Below are 16,792 nucleotides of genomic sequence, written 5' to 3' on the forward strand. Positions count from 1 at the left end.
AGTCTCGCGCAGCGGGGTTACCAAATGGTTTATCGCACCCGCAGCATCCGGCGTTTCACGCGGCTTTGCGCTCCAGCCGCAACGGCACCGCCACGCGGAACGCCGCCCCGCCTTGGCCCGGCAGATAGCTGATCGTGCCGCCCAGATTGGCCATCACCTCGCGGCAGATCGCCAGCCCCAGCCCCGCGCCCCCGGCCCGGGTCTGATCGGTCAGCCGGGCAAATTTCTCGAAAATCAGCGCCTGACTGTCCTTGGCAATCCCCGAGCCGTTGTCGACAAAATCCACCGTCACCCGCCCGCCCTTTTGCCGCACCGATATGCGCAGCTCGGGTGCTGTCGCATCGCAATATTTGCGCGCGTTCGAGATCAGGTTGATGAACACCTGCACCAGCCGGTCGGCATCGGTGCGGATAAAGATATTCTCCATCGGCAGATCGCGGTGAATGACGAAACTGCGCTCGGGCTTGGTATGGCTGGCCGATGCCAGTGCCCGGTCGATCATCTGGCTCAGGTTCGACAGCCCCAGATTCAGCTGCACCGTGCCGTTTTCCAGCACCGACAGATCCAGCAGATCATCCAGGAGCCGCGTCAGCCGCTTGGCCTCGTCATGGATGATGCGCCCATAGTTCGCCACCAGTTCAGGCGGCAGATCGCCCTCGGTCAGGATCTCGGAAAATGCCCGGATCGAGGTCATCGGCGTGCGCAGCTCATGGCTGATCTGGCTCAGGAACGCATCTTTCTGGATCGACAGCTGCATCAGCTTTTCATTGGCCTCGCGCAGGGCGCGGGCGGTGCGGGTCACCTCTTCCTGCTGGCTTTCCAGCCGGGCGGAATATTCCATGATCTGCGCCGACTCGCTGGCCACCGCCATCAGGTCTTCGACCGTCACCGTGGCCCGGCCCGCAAGCTGGCTCATCATCGCATGCGCGGTCGCCGCGCCCACCGATCCCGCCAGCCGACGTTCCAGCCGCGCCATGAACTCCGGCGTCGGGTCGGGCAGATAGCCCGCCTTGCCCTGCCGCTTGGCCTCGGCCTCGAAAAACACCAGCGCGTCCTCGTCGCCCATGATCCGCTGCGACATCACCAGCAGGTCTTCGGGTTCGGCCAGCCCACGCTGCCAGCCGCGCGGGCTGCCGGTGGTGGTGTCAAACACCCGCACAAAGGCCGCGCCCTGCATCCGCTCCACCGGGCCGGGAAAGGTCAGCAGCGATCCGGTCAGAAACGCCGCCGTGTTCAGAAACATCGACCAGAACAGCGCATGCAGCAGCGGGTCCATGGTCGATACGCCAAACAACGCGCGTGGACGCAGCCAGCCGATGCCCCATGGCCCGTCGATGAACACCATGGCGGGAATCACCGCATCGGCCCCGAATGAGGGCAAAAACAGCGTATAGGCCCAGACGATGAACCCCACCGTCATCCCCAGCGCCGCGCCGATCCGGGTCGCACCGCGCCAGAAGATGCCAAACACCATCGCCGGCAGAAACTGCGCCACGCCGACAAAGGCGATCAGCCCGATGGCCGCCAGCGCCGTCGATCCGCCTGACATCCGGTAATAGGCATAGCCCAGGCCCAGCACCACGCCGATGGAAATCCGCCGCGACAGCAGAACCAGCCGCCGCACATCGCCCGACACCGCCTTTGCCGGGCGCAGCCGCAGCCAGACCGGCATGACGATGTGGTTGGAAACCATCGTCGCCAGCGCAATCGACTCGACAATCACCATCGAGGTGGCCGAGGAAAACCCGCCCAGGAACGCCAGCATCGCCAGCCCGCCCTGCCCTTCGGCCAGCGGCAGCGTCAGCACGAACATATCCGGGTTTGCAGTCGCAGGCAGCCGCTCCAGCCCCATCACGGCAATCGGCACGATGAACAGGCTCATCGCGAACAGATACAGCGGAAACGCCCAGGACGCGGTGGCCAGATGCCGCTCGTCGGCATTCTCGACCACCATCACCTGAAACATCCGCGGCAGGCAGATCACCGCTGCCCCCGCCGCAAACAACAGCCCGGCCCAGCGGCCCGGTTGCAGGTTCCAGTCGGCAATTTCCGACGCATCAATCCGCGCGATCATGTCGGCGGGACCATCGGCCATGAACCAGACCACGAACACCCCCACCGCGATCAGCGCCACCAGCTTGACCACCGCCTCGACCGCGATGGCGGTGACGATGCCGTGGTGCTGCTCTTTGGCGTCCAGATTGCGGGTGCCGAACAGAATGGTGAACAGCGCCAGCCCGCACGCCACCCAGACCGCCGTGGCCTCGGTTCCGGGCGGGGCGAATCCGTCATCGGTGGGGCTCGCAAACACGCTGAACGACAGGGTGACCGACTGCAATTGCAGTGCAATATAGGGCGTGGCCGCCACCACCGCGATCACCGTCACGATCACCCCCAGCAGGTTCGACTTGCCAAACCGGCTGGAGATCAGGTCGGCGATCGAGGTCACCCGCTGTTGCCGCCCGATCCGCACCAGCTTGCGCAAGATCCACCACCAGCCGATAAACACGATCGTCGGCCCCAGATAGATCGTCAGAAACTCGAGCCCCGACCGCGCCGCATAGCCGACCGCGCCGTAAAACGTCCAGGCGGTGCAATAGATCGACAGCGACAGCGTGTAGATCAGCGGCGATTGCAGCCATCCCAGCCGCCCGCGATCCGCCCGCCGCTCGGCGGCCCAGGCCACGCCGAACAGAAAGATCACATAGGCCAGGCAGGACAGGACCAGAATGTTAAAGGGCATCGCCGCGCGCCCCTATTGCCCAAGGCCCTGATCGCCGGGCGCCTCGGGATCATCCTCATCGGTGGCCGTCAGACTGCGCGAGATCAGCATGGCCAGACCGATCAGCACCGCCCAGACCACGAATAGGTAAATCCCGTCGGGCGCGGTATCGCGGTAAAACGTGTCCTGCGGGGCCCAGAGCACGGGCAGCAACAGCAAAAACACCCCGATCACCGGCAACAGCCGCGCGGCATCCCGCCGCCTGCGCTGCCGGTAGCTGGCCGGGCGCAGAAACAGGGGCGCGGTTCGGGGGGATTGGGCCATGGCGTCAGCCCTGCGTCAGCGCCCGCACAGCGGCGCGCATGTCATCGTTCGAGAATGGCTTGGTCATGAAATGGCTCGCCCCGGCGCGTTCCGCCGCCTCACGGTCACGGCCCTGCCCCTTGGCCGTCAGCATCATCACCGGCAGCGCCTGCGTCTGCGGGTCAGCGCGCAGCTGCGCCAGAATGTCCAGCCCGCTTACGCCGGGCAGCATCAGGTCAAGGATCACCAGATCCGGCATCGCCGCGCGCACCGCATCCAGCGCGCCGGTGCCATCGGCAAGCGCAGTCACATCGCATCCATCCCGTGACAGGATGAATCGAATAGCCTCGGAGATGTTCGGCTCATCCTCGATGAGCAGCACACGCGCCGTCATATGTGTTGGTTCCCCCCTCCGGCCTGCAACCGGACGCAAACCGACTATCCGGCGAATGCCGGGGTATGTCAAAGGACTATTGCACGCCCGCCGCCGCCCCGGCTTCGGCCAGAATCGACGGCTCGCGCCGGGCCGGACAGCGCCCGCGCGGGCAGATCCGGCACGAACTGCCAAGCGCCAGCACCGCCCCTGCCGCGCGCGGCGCGTCATCGGGCAGAATCAACATCGCCGCCTCGCGCAGCTCTGGCCCGGCAAAGCCCTGCGGCAACCGGGTCTCGCAGATCGACAGGGTGCGGAACACCCGCGCCGCCCGCCCCGCCGGTTCGACCCGCTCCACCAGCGGCAGCATCGGCCGGGCCAGCGCCGCAAACAGCGGCCAGAGCGGGCACGCCGCCCCGAAGCGCGGCAGGGCAAAGCCATCGACCGGCTTGCGGAACAGCAAGGTGCCCGAGGCATCGCAGATCACCAGCCCGGCCACCGACCCCGGCAGCAGCGCAATCCGCCGCATCACCGCCAGCACCGACAGGCCCGTGCGCTGCGCCAGAACCGCCGGGTCGTCCTCGCCCCGCGCCAAAGCGGCGCGCAGGGCGGTATCGGGCAAGAGCTGCGCCTCTGCCGCCGCCTGCCGCAGAAAATCCGCCGCCAGCGACCGCGCGGCGGCCGAGGCAAGGCCCGCCACTTCGGCCAGCAGCTGCGCCAGTCCTTCGGGCTGTTCCAGCTCGGCCAATTGCCAACCGCGCGCGGCCAGCCAGCTTTCCACCTCTTCCTGCGGGGCGGCCAGCCCGGTATCGACCGCCGTATCAGACCCGTCCAGATAGGCCACCAGCGCCTCGGCCCCGGCGGCAAGCCGTTCGCTGTCCTGATGCAGGTTCTGGTGGAACCGCTCGCGCCAGTCCGGTTCAATATCCTCGGTATCCGCCAGAATCGCTGCGGTGGAGCGGACCGAGGCCAGCGCCGACAGCACCTCATGCAGCGATGCCGACAGATGCGGATCATGGGTCAGCCGGTCATTCAGCGCACCCACAGCGCGTTCCAGCTGCGCCGCGCGATGATGCTGCGCCGCCAGCACCGCCGCCCAGCCCGGAAAGCGCCCGGCGAAATCTTCGATCCGGTCCAGCTCTGGCTGTATCCCCGGCGCAGTCGAGGCGGCCGCACGCAGATCATCAATCAGCGCCCCGCCCGCGCCTTCGGACAGGATCGCCGTCTCGGTGCCCAGCACCCCGGCCAGACGCGCCAGCACCTCGGCCCCGACCCGGCGGCGGTTGTGTTCGATCAGGTTCAGATAGCTGGCCGAAATTCCCACCGCCTGCGCCACATCGCCCTGCCGCAACCCCAGCGCCAGCCGCCGCTCGCGGATCAGGCTGCCGGTCAGGCTGGCGGGCAGGTTGGGCTGGCTGTTGGGCATAACGGACCGCTGGCTGCAAAGCGCCAGCTTTACAGCTATAGGGTAAATTTACAAACGCTTGTTAAGTCGCGCGCCGCGCTCTGGCCCATCCTGCAAGACCTGCAACAGATGCCATACCCGGACCATACGTGCGCCATACCCATATCCTAAGCGCACCATACCCTGAAACGCCCCCTCAGGGTGCCAGCAGCCGCGCATACAGCGTTTCCAGAAACGCCCCGGCCTCGGCATAGGGGTCATGCCCCTCGCCCAGAACGGTCCGCACCTGCACATCGAAATCGGCGTAATGCTGGGTCAGCGCCCAGATCGAGAACACCAGATGCACCGGGTCCAGCCGGGCGATCCGCCCCTCATCCATCCACTGCCGCAGCACTTTGGCCTTTTCCGCCACCAGCGCGGTCAGATCACCCTCGATCGCCGCGCGCATCCGGGGCGCGCCTTGCAGGATCTCGATGGCAAACAAGCGGCTTTCGCGCGGGTAATCGCGGCTCAACTCCAGCTTGCGCCGGACATAGCCCATCACCTCGGCCACCGGATCACCCTGCGGGTCCATCTCGCGCAGCGGATCCAGCCAGGTTTCCAAAAGCCGGGTCAGCAAGGTCTGGTGGATCGCCTCTTTCGACGGGAAATAATACAGCAGATTGGGCTTAGACAGCCCCGCCCCCTCGGCGATCTGATCCAGCGTCGCGCCCCGGAAGCCATGGGCGGAAAACACATCCAGCGCGGCCTCCAGAATGGTTTCGGAATTCCTGATCTGGATACGGGTCTTTGGTCTTGGCATTGTGTCGTCATTCCTGCGGCCGAAGGGACAGGTTGGCGCAGAATGCGCCATCATGCAATTGGCAGAGCGTTGGCTGGCTATGCTAAGATCAAGGGTGATCCGGCGGGCACTTGACTGGCTTGGCCGCAGTGATAGCAACATCTGACCATCCGGTCAAAACCCATCCGCGCGCCGCAAGGCCGCCCCAACAGGAACCCCGACACCATGGCGCTGGACCGCAAAGCCCCCAATGACCTGAACGCCTTCTGGATGCCCTTTACCGCCAACCGCCAGTTCAAGAAGAACCCGCGCATGTTTGTGGCGGCCAAGGACATGCACTACACCACCTCTGATGGCCGTCAGGTGCTGGATGGCACGGCAGGCCTGTGGTGCTGCAACGCAGGCCATTGCCGGCCCAAGATCACCGAGGCAATCCAGAAGCAGGCGGCAGAGCTGGATTATGCGCCCGCGTTCCAGATGGGTCACCCGGTCGCGTTTGAACTGGCAAACCGCATCGTCGAGATCGCGCCGAAGGGGATCGAGCATGTGTTCTACACGAACTCCGGCTCGGAAAGTGTTGAAACCGCACTGAAACTGGCGATTGCCTATCACCGCGCCAAGGGGCAAGGTACCCGCACCCGGCTGATCGGGCGCGAGCGCGGCTATCATGGCGTGAACTTCGGCGGCATCTCGGTCGGCGGCATTGTCAACAACCGTCGGCATTTCGGCAGCCTTCTCAACGGGGTGGACCATCTTCCTCACACGCATTTGCCGGACCAGAACCGCTGGTCGCGCGGCCAGCCGGAGCATGGTGCCTGGCTTGCCGATGATCTGGAAAAGCTGGTGGCGCTGCACGGGGCCGAAACCATCGCCGCCGTGATCGTGGAGCCGGTTGCGGGGTCGACCGGGGTGATCCTGCCGCCCAAGGGCTATCTGGAAAAGCTGCGCGCGATCACGAAAAAACACGGCATCCTGCTGATTTTCGACGAGGTGATCACCGGATTTGGCCGCCTCGGCGCGCCGTTTGCGTCGCAGTACTTCGACGTTTTGCCCGACATGATGACCACCGCCAAGGGCCTGACAAATGGCGTGATTCCGATGGGTGCGGTGCTGACCACGGCAGATGTGCATGACGCCTTCATGGACGGCCCCGAGCACATGATCGAGCTGTTCCACGGCTATACCTACTCCGGCAACCCGATTGCGTCGGCCGCCGGGATCGCCACGCTGGAGACCTACAAGGAGGAGCAGCTGTTCGAGCGCGCCGCCGACATCGCCCCCTATTGGGAGGATGCGCTGCATTCCCTGCGCGACTCGCGTCATGTGACCGACGTGCGCAACATGGGTCTGATCGGCGCGGTGGAGCTGGACCCGATTGCGGGCGAGCCTACAAAGCGGGCATTTGCGGCGTTTCTGGCAGCTTACGACAAAAACATCCTGATCCGCACCACCGGCGACATCATCGCCATGTCACCGCCGCTGATGATCAGCAAGGCGCAGATCGACACGCTGATCGGCACGCTGGCTGATGTGCTGAAAGCGCTGGACTGAACCGACTGTCAAAGCCCGGCACCAGTCCGGGCTTTGACCCTAAATCTCCAGCACCGGATCGCCGTCAAAAAACGCCTCATGTTCCGCCCGGATGCGGCGGATCTGTACCTTGATCCGCGACAGATGGGCATGCATCGCCTCGATCGCGCGGGCCGGGTCGCGGGTGCGCAGCGCCGCCATCACCTTCAGATGATCGTCAAACGCGTCGTGCGAGGCAAAAGACAGCGACAAAAACCGCACCCTGTCCATATGGGCCTTGTTCTCGCGGATGATATCCCAGGCAAAGCCATGGCCGCTGCGCTCACAGATCTCGCGGTGGAACTGGTCGTCCAGCGCATGAAACGCCACCGTATCACGGGCCTCGACCGCGGCGCGCTGCTGATCCAGCACCCGGTCCAGCGCGGCAAAGTCGCCCTCTCCCAGCCGCACACAGGCCATGCGCACGGTTTCGGCCTCGATGGCCGAGCGGATAAAACGCGCCTGCATCACCGCCGCCTCGGAAATCGCCGAAACCACCGTGGCCCGCTGCGGGCGGATGGTCAGAAACCCCAGCGTTGACAGCCGGTAAAACGCATCGCGCACCGGCTGGCGCGACACGCCCATGATTTTTGCCACATCCACCTCTGACATCCGGGTGCCCGGCGGCAGGTCAAGGGCAAGGATCTGACGGTGCAATTCTTCAAACACCGCATCGGTGACAGAGGGCCGGCTGATCGGTTCCAGCACCTTCAGAAGCGCGCTCTCAGACATCGTCCCTCCGTTGACAGGTTTCGCATACTAGCATATTAGTTTGCCAGCCGCTTGCAAAGCATCTTTCGCCGATCAAGCGCACAGGGAGAAGGAAATACAAGTGCCACTGCTGGACTCTGACCGCCTGTTCCCGCTCGAATCAGACGCCCGTGGGCTGGCCCGCGCGCTGTATGACACAGTGGCGGACCTTCCGATCATCAGCCCGCATGGCCACACCGATCCGCGCTGGTATGCCACCGATGAGGCGTTCCCCGATCCGGCCCAGCTGTTTGTCACCCCCGACCATTACGTGTTCCGCATGCTGTGTTCGCAAGGCATCGCGCTGACCGATCTGGGGGTGCCGCGCGCCGATGGCGGCCCAACCGAAACCGATGGCCGCAAGATCTGGCATCTGTTCGCGCAGAATTACCATCTGTTCCGGGGCACCCCGTCGCGGATCTGGCTGGACCATGCGTTTGAGACGATATTCGGCTTCGATGTGCCGCTGTCGGCGGCCACCGCCGATGATTATTACGACCGCATCGCAAGTGCCTTGGCCACTCCCGAATTTCGCCCGCGCGCGCTGTTTGACCGCTTCAACATCGAGGTGATTTCCACCACCGATGGTGCGCTTGATGATCTGCGCTGGCACCGGCAGATCCGCGACTCCGGCTGGCACGGCAGGGTTATCCCGGCCTATCGCCCCGATGCCGTGGTGGATCCCGAGTTCAACGGGTTTGCGAACAACGTCGCACAACTGGGCGAAATGACAGGTGAAAACACCGCCACATGGGCAGGCTATCTGAACGCGCACCGGATCCGGCGCGCGTTTTTCAAAAGCTACGGCTGCACCTCGTCAGACCACGGCCACGCCACCGCCCGTACCGAGGATCTGCCGCAAGATCAGGCCGCGCTGTTGTTCGAAAAAGCCCTGCGCGGGACGTGCTCGGCAGAGGAGGCCGACGCCTTTCGCGGCCAGATGCTGACCGAAATGGCGCGGATGAGCCTGGATGATGGCCTTGTGCTGCAGATCCACCCCGGCTCACGGCGCAACCATTCGGACCCGATGCTGGCGATGTTCGGCCGCGACAAGGGCTTCGACATTCCCGGCCGCACCGATTACGTCACAGCATTGCGCCCGCTGTTGAACGCGGTCGGCATGGACCCGCGGCTGTCGGTGATCGTCTTTACGCTGGACGAGTCTTCTTATGCCCGCGAACTGGCCCCGCTGGCCGGGGTCTATCCGGCACTGAAACTGGGGCCGGCCTGGTGGTTCCATGACAGCGCCGAGGGCATGCGCCGGTTCCGCGAAATGACCACCGAAACCGCCGGGTTTTATAATACAGTCGGTTTCAACGACGACACCCGCGCTTATCTGTCGATCCCTGCGCGCCACGATGTGGCCCGCCGCGTGGATTGCGCCTTTCTCGCCACGCTGGTCCGCACCGGCAGGCTGTCCGAGACTGATGCATACGAGGTCGCACACGACCTTGCATACCGGCTTGCAAAGCAAGCCTACCGGCTGTGAAGCCATTCAACGGGAGGAGACTATAATGAAAAAATTCAACACTCTGGCCGCTGCCCTGCTGGCAACGACCGCCTTTGCCGGGGCCGCTTTCGCAGATTGCGAAGTGACCCTGAAATCATCCGACACCCATCCTGACGGCTACCCCACGGTAGATGCCGTCAAGCACATGGGAGAGCTGTTGAAAGAGCGCAGCGCCGGGCGGATCTGTATCGAGGTGTTCCACTCGGCCCAGCTGGGCGAAGAGAAAGACACCATCGAGCAGACCAAGTTCGGGGTGATCGACTTCAACCGCGTCTCGATGGGCCCGTTCAACAACATCATCGAGGAAACCAAGGTTGTCTCGCTGCCCTTCATCTTCCGCTCGACCGACCACATGCACCGCGTGATGGACGGGCCGATCGGCGGAGAGATCCTGGCCGCGTTCGAGCCGCATGGCTTTGTCGGTCTGGCCTATTTCGACGGCGGCTCGCGCTCGTTCTACAACAAGCAAAAGCCGATCACTTCGGTCGAAGACCTGAAGGGCATGAAGATGCGCGTCATGCAGTCCGACGTATTCGTCGACATGATGTCGGCCCTTGGCGCCAATGCCACCCCGATGCCATACGGCGAGGTGTATTCCGGCATCCAGACCGGCGTGATCGACGGGGCGGAAAACAACTGGCCGTCGTTTGAATCCTCGGGTCACTACGAGGTTGCGGGCTATTACACCCTGAACGAACACCTGATCGTGCCAGAGGTTCTGGTGATGTCGAAAGTCAGCTACGACAAGCTGAGCGCCGAGGATCAGGCGCTGGTGGTTCAGGCTGCGAAAGACTCGATCCCGGTCAACCGCGAGCTCTGGGCCGCGCGCGAGAAGGAGTCGGAAGAAAAAGTCCGTGCCGCAGGCGTGGAAGTGATCTCCGACATCGACAAGACCCCGTTCATCGAAGCGATGGTCCCGGTCTATGAAAAGCACGCCAACACACCGAAGCTGCAGGATCTGGTCACCCGTATCCAAGCGACCGAGTGAGGCAAGCGGCGGGACCGGGGGTTTCACACCCCCGGACCCCCGTGGGATATTTAAGCCAAGATAAAGGGGCGCCGCGCGCGGCATAGGGGGGCTTTATGCAACCGGGTTTGTTACGTCTGGCCGTCTGGCTGGGGTATGTCGCGAAAGCTTCCCTGTGGGTGGCGGGCGCAGGGCTGGTGGCGATGACCGCCATCATCGGCGCGCAGGTGTTTTTCCGCTATCTGCTGAACGACTCCATCATCTGGAGCGAGCCTGCGGCGGTGATCCTGATGGGCTGGTTCATCTTTCTGGGCGCGGCTGTCGGCATCCGCGAAGGGTATCACCTGTCGTTCGACATCCTGCTCTATCTGGTGTCGCAGCGGGTCAAGCTGATCCTGTTTTCGCTGTCCGACATCGTGGTGACCGCCTTTGGCATCGGCATGGTCTGGTTTGGCGGGCAGCTGATGGTGTCGGCCTATGGCATCACCCTGCCCTCACTCGGCATCACCGGGGCGGTGGATTTCATTCCCTTGGTCGTTGGCGGGATGCTGATGGTGATTTTCTCACTGGAACGACTGGCACGACGGGCCGCTGGCTTGCCCACGGCACGTTTCGGCGAAACAGAACTCGAAGAGGTGGCGTGATGGAGCTTTGGGTTCTTTTTGGCACCTTCGGGGTGCTGCTGGCGATCGGGACACCGGTGGCGTTCTGTCTGGGCGTGTCCAGCTTTGCCACCGTGCTCTATATGGGGCTGCCGCCGGTGGTGGTGTTCCAGCGGCTGAATTCCGGCGTGTCGGTGTTTGCGCTGATGGCGATCCCGTTCTTTATCTTCGCCGGTGAGATCATGGTGCGCGGCGACATTGCCCGGCGGCTGATTGCCGTGGCGGGGGCTGCGGTCGGGCATTTCCGGGGCGGGTTGGGGCAGGTCAACATCGCCTCATCCGTGCTGTTCGGCGGCATTTCGGGTTCGGCTGCGGCAGATGCCTCGGCCATCGGCGGGCTGATGGTGCCGCAGATGAAAGAACGCGGCTATGACGTTGATTATGCGGTGAACATTACCGTGGTCAGCTCGATCATCGCGCTGCTGATACCGCCGTCCCATAACATGATCATCTATTCGATCTCGGCCGGGGGCCGCTTGTCGATTGCCGATCTGTTCACCGCCGGGATTATTCCGGGCATGGTGCTGGCGCTTTCCCTTGCCGCTGCAGCCTGGTGGGTGGCGCGCAAGAAGAACTACCCGACCGAGGCCTTTCCGGGCTGGACCATGCTGGGTCTGTTGCTGATCAACGCCATTCCGGGGCTGTTGCTGATCGGGATCATCTTTGGCGGCGTGCGTTCGGGCGTGTTTACCGCGTCGGAATCGTCGTGCATCGCGGCAATCTATGCGCTGGGGGTCACCACGCTGGCCTATCGCACCATGGGCTGGAACGACTTTGTCGGCGCGGTCAAGGCGGCGGTGCGCACCACCGCCATGGTGTTGCTGGTGATCGGCTGTGCGGCGTCTTTCGGCTGGCTGCTGGCCTACCTCAAGGTGCCGACCGCGATGATCGAACTGATGCAGAGCGTCAGCCAGAACCCGATCGTGATCTTGCTGCTGATCAACGTCATCCTGCTGATCCTGGGCACCTTTATGGACATGAGCCCGCTGATCGTGATCACCACTCCGATCTTTCTGCCGGTGGCGGTGGCCTTTGGCATCGACCCGGTGCATTTCGGGGTTATTCTGGTGCTGAACCTTGGCATCGGGCTGTGTACGCCGCCTGTGGGGGCGGTGCTGTTCGTGGGCTGCGCCGTCGGCAGAATCTCGGTCTGGCAGGCGGTGCGCACGATCTGGCCGTTCTATGGCGCGGCTTTTGCCACGCTGATGCTTGTCACCTATATCCCGGCGCTGTCCCTATGGCTGCCCGCCCTGTTCCATTGAGGCTGATATGACCTATCCGATTGTCGAGACCGGCGAACACGTCACCCGTCAGGTGCTGGCCGACGCGCCCGAGCTGATGACCGTGGCGTTCCGCTTTGCCGCCACCGGGGCCACGGGCGCGCTGCACCATCACCCGCATGTGCAGTCAACCTTTGTGCAATCGGGCCGCTTTCGCTTTACCATCGCCGACCGCGATTTCGAGGTCGGCCCCGGGGATGCCTTTGTCATTCCCTCCAACGCCGTTCATGGCTGTGTCTGCCTTGAACCCGGCACGCTGATCGACGGGTTTACCCCCCGCCGTGATGATTTTCTCTGAAAGGACTCCCTATGCTGTACGTCGAAACCCGTCAGGCGATCTCTGCCAATGAGGCCAAGGGCATGGATACCACCGCCCTGCGCGCGAATTTCCATGGCGAGGGGCTGTTTCAGGACGGTCAGATCCGTCTGCTGTATACCCATTACGACCGGATGATCGTCGGCGGCGCGGTGCCTGCGGGCAAGGATCTGGTGCTGGATGCGGTCAAGGAAACCGGCACCGCCAGCATTCTGGACCGGCGCGAGATGGGCATCGTCAACATCGGCGGCGATGGGTCAGTTTCTGCCGGGGGGGAGACCTATGCCCTGTCCAAGGGCGATGTGCTGTATTTGCCGATGGGCGCGGGTGCGGTCACCTTCTCCGGTCAGGGCCGGTTCTACATCAACTCCTGCCCGGCGCATCACGCCTATCCGGCCAAGCTGATCAAGCTGGAAGATGCCAAAAAGGTCACACTGGGGGCTGCGGAAACCGTCAACCACCGCACCATCAACCAGTTCATCCACCCCGAGGTGATGACCTCGTGCCAGCTGGTGCTGGGCTATACCCAGTTCCACGGCGGCTCGGTCTGGAACACGATGCCGGCCCACCTGCATGACCGCCGGATGGAGGCTTACCTGTATTTCGACATTCCCGAAGGCCAGCGGGTGTTTCACTTCATGGGCGACCCGGCCGAGACCCGGCATCTGGTCATCAAGAATGAAGAGGCTGCGATTTCGCCGCCGTGGTCGATCCATTGTGGCGCAGGCACCGCAAGCTATACCTTTATCTGGGCGATGGCGGGCGACAACGTCGATTACCGCGACGTGGAAATGGTCAAGATGGAGGATCTGCGGTGAACCCGTTTTCGCTTTCCGGCCGGACCGCCCTTGTCACCGGGGCCAATACCGGCATCGGTCAGGCCATCGGAACAGCGTTTGCAAGGGCCGGGGCGCATGTGATCGCGGCGGGCCGCTCGTCCTGTGCCGAGACCGTGGCGCTGACCGGCGGCGAAGAGCTGACGCTTGATTTCGCCGACCCGATGGCGGCGCGCGATGTGTTCGCGGGCCGCCAGATCGACATTCTGGTGAACAACGCCGGCATCATCCGCCGGGCGGATTCGGTGGAGTTCACCGAGGAAGACTGGGATGCGGTGATGGATGTGAACCTCAAGGCGGTGTTCTTCACCTGCCAGGCCTTTGCCAAAGCCGCCCTCACACGCGGCGGTGGCAAGATCGTCAACATCGCCTCACTCTTGTCATTTCAGGGCGGCATCCGGGTGCCGTCTTACACCGCGTCCAAACATGGCGTGGCGGGGATCACCAAACTGCTGGCCAATGAATGGGCGGCCAAGGGCATCAATGTGAATGCCATTGCGCCGGGCTATATCGAGACCAACAACACCGAAGCGCTGCGCGCCGACCCGGACCGGAACAAATCCATCCTCGACCGCATCCCCGCCGGACGCTGGGGCCGCGCCGATGATATCGGTGAGGCGGCTGTCTTTCTGTCCTCCCCCGCCGCCGCCTATATCCACGGCGCAGTTCTTAATGTTGATGGAGGCTGGCTTGCCCGCTGATCGCCTGACCCGAAGCGCGCCGACCGTTCCTGTCGGCATCATCCATCTGGGCCTTGGCGCGTTTTTCCGTGCCCATGGCGCGGTTTACATCGAAGAGGCGATGTCGGCCTCTGGCGGGGACTGGGGCATCCTTGGCGTCTCGCTGCAATCGACCACGATGCGCGACCAGCTGACCCCGCAGGGCGGCACCTATATGGCGCTGGAGCTGGGGCCGATGGGCGAAACCCTGCGCCATGTGCAATCGGTGCAGGGTGTGCTGGTGGCGCGCGAAGACCCAAGCGCGGTGCTGGAGGCGATGGCCGATGCGAGGGTGAAAATCGTCAGCCTGACCGTGACCGAAAAGGGCTATTGCCACGAGCCATCGACGGGGCGGCTTAATCGGGCGCATCCTGACATTGTGCAGGATCTGGCCAACCCGCTGCCCGTCTCCGCCCCCGGCTTTCTGGTCCGCGCTCTGGCCCTGCGCCATGCCCGTGGTCTGCCGCCGTTTACCGTGCTGACCTGTGACAACCTGCCCAACAACGGCCATGTCGTGCGCGGTGTGGTGCTGGAACTGGCCCGCGCCCTTGACCCGGCGCTTGCCGCGTGGATCGAGGCCGAGGGGCGGTTCCCGTCAACCATGGTCGACCGCATCGTGCCCGCCACCAAGCCCGAAGATATCGCGCGGGTGGAAACCCTGACCGGCGCGCAGGATGCCGCCCCGGTGATGCACGAGCCGTTCCGGCAATGGGTGGTCGAGGATGATTTCGTGGGCGGCCTGCGCCCCGATCTGGGCGCCGCCCATGTGCAGCTGGTGCGTGATGTCACCGAATTCGAGCATATGAAGCTGCGCATGCTGAACGGCACCCATTCCTCGCTGGCCTATCTGGGCTACCTGTCGGGGCATGAAACCATAGCCGACTGCATGGCCGACCCGGTGCTGGAGCGTTTCGTGCAAAGCCTGTGGTCGCGCGAGATCATTCCGGCGCTGACCCCGCCCGAAGGGGTCAGTCTGCCCGAGTATGCGCAGGCGCTGCACGACCGCTATGCAAATCCGTCGATCCGCCACCGCACCTGGCAGATCGCGATGGATGGCAGCCAGAAGCTGCCGCAACGCATCCTTGGCACGCTGGAGACCAACCTGGACGCCGACCGCCCCAGCCCCGGCCTGTTGCTGGCAGTGGCGGCGTGGATGATCTATGTGCGCGGCACCGATCTGACCGGTCAGCCGATTGAGGTCAAAGACCCGCTCGCCCCGCGCCTGCGGGATGCTGCAACCTCGGCCGATCCGGTCGGCGCGTTGCTGGCCCTGCGCGAGGTGTTTCCCGAAGCTCTGGCCGCCCGGCTCGACCAGCCTCTGCGCGCGGCCTATGCCGCCCTGCTGGACCAAGGGGCCAAAGCGGCCATGGAGGCGCAGCTATGATCGAAAGCTGGCGCTGGTATGGCCCGTTTGACCGCATCACCCTGCCGGAAATCGCGCAGACTGGCGCCAGCGGCATCGTCACCGCCCTGCACGAAATCCCCTATGGCGAGGTCTGGCCGCGCGCGGTGATCGCGGCGCGCCATGCCGAAATCAGGGCGGCGGGCTTTGACTGGGTGGTGGTCGAAAGCCTGCCGATCCACGAACGCATCAAGCGGGGTGAGGGCGACCTGAGCCAGCTTTTCGCCAATTACCGCCAGTCGATGGCCCATCTGGCGGCCGAGGGCGTGACCAACATCTGCTACAACTTCATGCCGCTGTTGGACTGGACCCGCACTGACCTGACCGCCCCGGTGGCGCGCGGTGGATCGTGCCTGCGGTTCGAGGCGTCAAAGATGGCGGCGTTCGAGCTCTACATGCTGGGTCGCGCCGAAGCCGAGGCGGATTACACCCCCGAGGCGCTGCAAAAGGCCGCGATCTGGCATCAGCAGGCGACCGAAGCCGACAAGGATACCCTGCTGCACTCGATCATGTCCGGCCTGCCGGGCGCCTATGACCGCTATGACATTGCCGGTCTGAAAGCCGCGCTGCAAGGCTACGACGGTTTGGACCGCGCCGCATTGCACAGCAATTACAAGCGCTTTCTGGACGAAGTTATCCCGGCGGCTGAAGATCTGGGCATGACCTTCGGTGTCCACCCCGACGATCCGCCGCGCGATATTCTGGGCCTGCCGCGCATCGTGTCAAATGCCGAAGACATCGACTTTATCCTGAACGCGGTGGACAGCCCCGCCAACGGCCTGACCTTTTGCACCGGATCGCTCGGGGCCAATCCGGCCAGTGATCTGCCCGCGATGGCGCGCCGTTTTGCGCCGCGGGTCCATTTCGCGCATCTGCGCAACGTGCGCAAAGACCCGGACGGCAGCTTTGAAGAGGCGGCGCATCTGGAGGGCGATACCGATATGGTCGCCGTCATCGCCGCCCTGCTGGCCGAGGGTGCCGCGTCAGGCCGGGTGATTCCGTTCCGCCCCGACCATGGCCACGAGCTCTTGGATGACGCCGCGCGCGGCACCCATCCCGGCTATCCGCTGGTCGGTCGCCTGCGCGGTCTGGCGGAACTGCGGGGCGTGATCGCCGGGCTGCGCTACAGCGCGGCCTGATCAAAGGGCACGGCGGGATCGGGGGCGCGCACATGCCCCCGCCCCGCCCGTAGTTTTT

The 16,792-nt window shown here is 64.2% G+C and carries 16 protein-coding genes; 10 read left to right on the plus strand and 6 right to left on the minus strand.

Features of this window, described 5'->3' with window-relative positions:
* Nucleotides 1–55: 55 nt before the first annotated feature.
* The 5 genes from J2X53_RS11455 to J2X53_RS11475 form a co-directional block, all read right to left on the minus strand.
* A complete protein-coding gene (locus tag J2X53_RS11455; RefSeq protein WP_349037619.1) occupies nt 56–2,743 on the minus strand; it encodes an ATP-binding protein in 2,688 nt (895 codons plus the stop codon).
* Nucleotides 2,744–2,755: 12 nt separating this feature from the next.
* On the minus strand, nt 2,756–3,046 hold the full coding sequence (locus tag J2X53_RS11460) for a hypothetical protein (RefSeq protein WP_349037620.1): 291 nt from the start codon (nt 3,044–3,046) through the stop codon (nt 2,756–2,758).
* A gap of 4 nt (nt 3,047–3,050) precedes the next feature.
* Nucleotides 3,051–3,419 (minus strand): response regulator, encoded by a 369-nt coding sequence (locus tag J2X53_RS11465; RefSeq protein ID WP_349037621.1) that lies wholly within the window; start codon nt 3,417–3,419, stop codon nt 3,051–3,053.
* 76 nt (nt 3,420–3,495) lie between these two features.
* Nucleotides 3,496–4,803 carry a helix-turn-helix domain-containing protein gene (locus J2X53_RS11470; protein ID WP_349037856.1) on the minus strand — a complete coding sequence of 436 codons (1,308 nt, stop codon included), beginning with the start codon at nt 4,801–4,803 and terminating at the stop codon, nt 3,496–3,498.
* A 196-nt stretch (nt 4,804–4,999) separates the two neighbouring features.
* The gene (locus J2X53_RS11475; protein ID WP_349037622.1) at nt 5,000–5,605 is read right to left on the minus strand and encodes a TetR family transcriptional regulator C-terminal domain-containing protein; all 606 of its coding nucleotides are present in this window, start codon (nt 5,603–5,605) and stop codon (nt 5,000–5,002) included.
* 204 nt (nt 5,606–5,809) lie between these two features.
* Between J2X53_RS11475 and J2X53_RS11480 the strand changes: the two genes are divergently transcribed.
* A complete protein-coding gene (locus J2X53_RS11480) occupies nt 5,810–7,135 on the plus strand; it encodes an aspartate aminotransferase family protein (RefSeq protein ID WP_349037623.1) in 1,326 nt (441 codons plus the stop codon).
* 39 nt (nt 7,136–7,174) lie between these two features.
* Here J2X53_RS11480 and J2X53_RS11485 read toward each other — a convergent pair whose 3' ends face one another.
* Nucleotides 7,175–7,885 carry a GntR family transcriptional regulator gene (locus tag J2X53_RS11485; RefSeq protein ID WP_349037624.1) on the minus strand — a complete coding sequence of 237 codons (711 nt, stop codon included), beginning with the start codon at nt 7,883–7,885 and terminating at the stop codon, nt 7,175–7,177.
* 100 nt (nt 7,886–7,985) lie between these two features.
* Here J2X53_RS11485 and uxaC point away from each other — a divergent pair, with 100 nt between their 5' ends.
* From uxaC to uxuA, 9 genes are all read left to right on the plus strand, one after another.
* On the plus strand, nt 7,986–9,392 hold the full coding sequence (gene uxaC, locus J2X53_RS11490) for a glucuronate isomerase (RefSeq protein ID WP_349037625.1): 1,407 nt from the start codon (nt 7,986–7,988) through the stop codon (nt 9,390–9,392).
* Between the two features lie 25 nt (nt 9,393–9,417).
* Complete coding sequence (locus tag J2X53_RS11495; protein WP_349037626.1) at nt 9,418–10,401, plus strand: TRAP transporter substrate-binding protein; 984 nt, start codon at nt 9,418–9,420, stop codon at nt 10,399–10,401.
* Nucleotides 10,402–10,496: 95 nt separating this feature from the next.
* Nucleotides 10,497–11,024 carry a TRAP transporter small permease gene (locus J2X53_RS11500; protein WP_349037627.1) on the plus strand — a complete coding sequence of 176 codons (528 nt, stop codon included), beginning with the start codon at nt 10,497–10,499 and terminating at the stop codon, nt 11,022–11,024.
* On the plus strand, nt 11,024–12,304 hold the full coding sequence (locus J2X53_RS11505; RefSeq protein WP_349037628.1) for a TRAP transporter large permease: 1,281 nt from the start codon (nt 11,024–11,026) through the stop codon (nt 12,302–12,304). The genes J2X53_RS11500 and J2X53_RS11505 overlap by 1 nt, the downstream gene beginning before the upstream one ends.
* A gap of 7 nt (nt 12,305–12,311) precedes the next feature.
* Nucleotides 12,312–12,620, plus strand: a complete 309-nt coding sequence (locus J2X53_RS11510; protein ID WP_349037629.1) for a cupin domain-containing protein — start codon at nt 12,312–12,314, stop codon at nt 12,618–12,620.
* Between the two features lie 11 nt (nt 12,621–12,631).
* Nucleotides 12,632–13,456: a 5-dehydro-4-deoxy-D-glucuronate isomerase gene (gene kduI / locus J2X53_RS11515; protein WP_349037630.1), complete on the plus strand. Its 825-nt coding sequence runs from the start codon at nt 12,632–12,634 to the stop codon at nt 13,454–13,456.
* A complete protein-coding gene (gene kduD, locus J2X53_RS11520) occupies nt 13,453–14,175 on the plus strand; it encodes a 2-dehydro-3-deoxy-D-gluconate 5-dehydrogenase KduD (protein ID WP_349037631.1) in 723 nt (240 codons plus the stop codon). Before kduI ends, kduD begins: the two co-directional genes overlap by 4 nt.
* Nucleotides 14,153–15,577, plus strand: a complete 1,425-nt coding sequence (locus J2X53_RS11525) for a mannitol dehydrogenase family protein (RefSeq protein WP_349037632.1) — start codon at nt 14,153–14,155, stop codon at nt 15,575–15,577. Before kduD ends, J2X53_RS11525 begins: the two co-directional genes overlap by 23 nt.
* The gene (uxuA, locus tag J2X53_RS11530) at nt 15,574–16,734 is read left to right on the plus strand and encodes a mannonate dehydratase (protein WP_349037633.1); all 1,161 of its coding nucleotides are present in this window, start codon (nt 15,574–15,576) and stop codon (nt 16,732–16,734) included. The genes J2X53_RS11525 and uxuA overlap by 4 nt, the downstream gene beginning before the upstream one ends.
* Nucleotides 16,735–16,792: the final 58 nt, after the last annotated feature.

It is taken from the genome of Pseudotabrizicola sp. 4114, from assembly GCF_031457365.1.
Classification (GTDB): Bacteria; Pseudomonadota; Alphaproteobacteria; order Rhodobacterales; family Rhodobacteraceae; genus Pseudotabrizicola.